The organism is Acidovorax sp. KNOB132 (assembly GCF_057541515.1).
The window spans coordinates 1-2,879 of sequence record NZ_BAAJYT010000360.1; the positions used below are offsets into that span (position 1 = coordinate 1).

4 protein-coding genes are annotated in these 2,879 nt (G+C 71.3%); 3 read left to right on the plus strand and 1 reads right to left on the minus strand.

Annotation, left to right across the window (positions count from 1 at the left end; genetic code table 11):
- Window positions 1-816: hypothetical protein (locus AC27IO_RS22410; RefSeq protein WP_498740843.1), on the minus strand; the 816-nt coding region annotated here is incomplete at its 3' end.
- Window positions 817-959: 143 nt separating this feature from the next.
- Between AC27IO_RS22410 and AC27IO_RS22415 the strand changes: the two genes are divergently transcribed.
- The 3 genes from AC27IO_RS22415 to AC27IO_RS22425 all read left to right on the plus strand — a co-directional run bounded on the left by AC27IO_RS22415 (window position 960) and on the right by AC27IO_RS22425 (window position 2,836).
- A complete protein-coding gene (locus AC27IO_RS22415; protein ID WP_498740845.1) occupies window positions 960-1,691 on the plus strand; it encodes a helix-turn-helix domain-containing protein in 732 nt (243 codons plus the stop codon).
- Window positions 1,692-1,742: 51 nt separating this feature from the next.
- Entirely contained in the window at window positions 1,743-2,276 is a 534-nt protein-coding gene (locus AC27IO_RS22420) for a DUF2867 domain-containing protein (RefSeq protein ID WP_498740847.1), read from the plus strand.
- Between the two features lie 137 nt (window positions 2,277-2,413).
- A complete protein-coding gene (locus AC27IO_RS22425; RefSeq protein WP_272566806.1) occupies window positions 2,414-2,836 on the plus strand; it encodes a YXWGXW repeat-containing protein in 423 nt (140 codons plus the stop codon).
- The last annotated feature ends 43 nt before the right edge of the window (window positions 2,837-2,879 follow it).

Genomic DNA, 2,879 nt, shown 5'->3' on the forward strand with positions numbered 1-2,879 from the left:
CGGTGCCAGCGCTGCGATCACCGGCCATGCGGCCAGGGCCGCCGCCACGTGCTTGAGGCTGTGGCCCGACACCCAGCCGCCCGTCCAGCCGAACACCGCGTGGTCGCCCAGCTCCAGCAGCTTGGCCAGGGCATACCAGCCGATCACGGCCACCAGCGACAGGGGCGGCCGGCTGGACCGCGCCGGCACCATCGCCAGCGCCGCGACCAGCAGCATGCCCCCGCCCTGCAGCACGCCCCAGGGCAGCACCTGCCCCGCCATGCCCCAGGCCCGCAGCGACAACGCGCCCGCCAGCGGCACCACACAGGCCAGCACCCAGGCGGGCCGCGCACCCATGCGCCCATCGACCGCCAGGCCCAGCAGCCCGGTGAAGGCCACCAGCATGCCCATGCGGTCCCACAGCAGCGTGATGTCGTGCGGCACCGCGTGGTACAGCGCCGAGGCGCCGGCCGTGAGCAGCAAACCCGAGAAGAAGATCGCCGCCATCACCGCCGTGGTGGTGCGGCCGGTGCCGGCCGCCTGCACCACCCCCTCGCCGCACCCGCCAGCCTTGCCGCTGCGCACCCACTGCACCAGGCGCCGCACGCCCAGCAGCCCAATGAGGGCGAACGGCAGGTTGGTGAGCACGTTCATCGCATGCGCGATGCCCCACAGCGTGCGCTGGTCGGCAAAGGCATGCTGGTGCGGGTCCGCCGCCACCTGCGGGCCCCAGGCGCCCACGGCGGCCAGCACCGCCAGGGCGCCATACAAGGCCCATTCGGCCGGGGCCGGACGCGAGAGGAAGGCGCGGGAAAAAGAACGGGTGGACAACGGCATGGACGAAACTCCGGAAGGCAGCGGGATGGAACGGGGGACGGGAAGGGGACTGGAACGCAGTCTCTCCACCCTGGCCACACCAGGGCGCACGAAACGCGCCCAGGCCCATCGCCAGCCACGCCGGGTATCCATAATCGATACCCATGAGCACCACCGCCGACCTCGTTGCCGCCCTCAAGAAGGAACTCAAATCCGCGCAGATGACCTATGCGGACCTGGCCCAGGCCCTGGGCATGGCCGAGTCCAGCGTCAAGCGCATGCTGGCCAAGGGCGACATGCCGCTGTCGCGCATCGATGCGATCTGCCGGGCGCTGGCCCTCGACTTCGCCGACCTGGCGCGGCGCGTGGCCGACAGCCAGCCCTTGCTCAAGGAACTGAGCCAGGCGCAGGAAACGGCCGTGGTGGCCGACAAGAAGCTGATGCTCATGGCCATCTGCGTGCTGAGCCAGTGGACCCTGGAGCAGATCGTGACCACCTACCGCCTGAGCGAGGCCGAGGGCGTGAAGTACCTCGCGCAGCTCGACCGCATCGGCATCATCGAACTGCGCCCCCTGAACCGCTACCGCCTCAAGCTCGCCAAGACCTTCCGCTGGCGCTCCCATGGCCCGGTGATGCACTACTTTCGCGACCATGCGCTGCTCGACTATTTCGCCGGCAGCTTCGACGGCCCGGGCGAAGGCGTGCTGCTGGTGCACGGTGCGATCAGCCGCAGCCTGGCGCCGGCCTTCTGGGAGCGCATGCAGCGCGTGGCGCACGATTTCGCGCAGCAGCACCTGGCCGACCAGCGCATGCCCGAGCGCGAACGCGAGGGCTACACCGTCCTGCTGGCGCTGCGCAGCTGGGAGTTCGACGTGTTCACCAGCATGCGGCGCTGAGCCGCGCTGCCCTTCGTTTCCAGCCCACCGCCCCAGCACCCGATGCACCCCATGCCCCATCCTCCAACAATCACCGCCGTCGCGGTGCCACCCGGCAGCGCCATTGCATCGGCGCTGCCCGGTGCCTACTTCGCCGACAGCTATGAAGCCACCGACCCCGAGCCCGCGGGCAACGCGCTGCAGGCCTGGCTGTCCACCCTGGCCCACGTGCCCGGCTGGACGAACCGGCTCATGGCGCTGCGCAACCGGCTGGTGCGGCTGGCAGGCCTGAAGGACCTGGGAGCGCTCGGTGGCGATGCCGCCCACCCGCTGCGCGACGCCGCCAGCTACCGGGTGGGCGACCGCGTGGGCATCTTCCGGATCCGGCACCTGGCCGAGGACGAAGTGGTCATGGGCCAGGACGACCGCCACCTCGACGTGCAGGTGTCGCTGACCAAGCGGCAACCGGCGGAGGGGCCGCCCCGCATCGCCCTGAGCACCGTGGTGCATGTGCACAACACGCTGGGCCGGGTCTACATGGCGCTGGTCGTTCCGTTCCACCGGCGCATCGTGCGCACCCTGCTGGCGCGCTACGCCGCCCGGTAAGGCGCGGGCGCTCGCCCCTGCCCGGCCGGAAACACCCGGTCACAACACTTCGCGCTGCGGCGACACCGGCTTGACGTTGGAGGATCACGATGGAGGTGCTGAAAAAAACACACAGCGCTTTTCCAAAGGAGATCGTCATGACCCGCAAGACCATTGCCCTCACCGCCGCCACGCTGGCCCTCGCCGCGATGGGCTCCGTCACCACCGTGGCACGGGCGGCCACCAGTGCCACCGTGATCGTGCAGTCTGGCGGACCGGTGTACCAGCAGCCCGGACCCGTGATGGTGCAGTACCAGGCACCGCCCCCGCCCCGCCGGGAAGCCGTGCCGCCCCCGCGCCGCGGCATGGTGTGGGAGACGGGCCATTGGGAATGGCGCGGCCATCGCCATGTCTGGGTGGCCGGCCACTGGGTCCGCGCCCGCCCCGGCTATGTCTACCGCCAGCCGGCCTGGGTGCAGCACGACGGCCGCTGGGAGATGCGCCGCGGCGGCTGGGACCGCGACGGCGACGGCGTGCCCAACCGCCAGGACCGCCGCCCGGACAACCCGAACCGGTACTGAGCCACGCGGGGCCGGCGCGGCCCCGCGCCCGCCGCATTCCCCC

Coding starts and splice junctions, on each gene's coding strand:
- AC27IO_RS22415 (WP_498740845.1), top strand. CDS start 960: ATGAGCACCACCGCCGACCTCGTTGCCGCCCTCAAGAAGGAACTCAAA.
- AC27IO_RS22420 (WP_498740847.1), top strand. CDS start 1,743: ATGCCCCATCCTCCAACAATCACCGCCGTCGCGGTGCCACCCGGCAGC.
- AC27IO_RS22425 (WP_272566806.1), top strand. CDS start 2,414: ATGACCCGCAAGACCATTGCCCTCACCGCCGCCACGCTGGCCCTCGCC.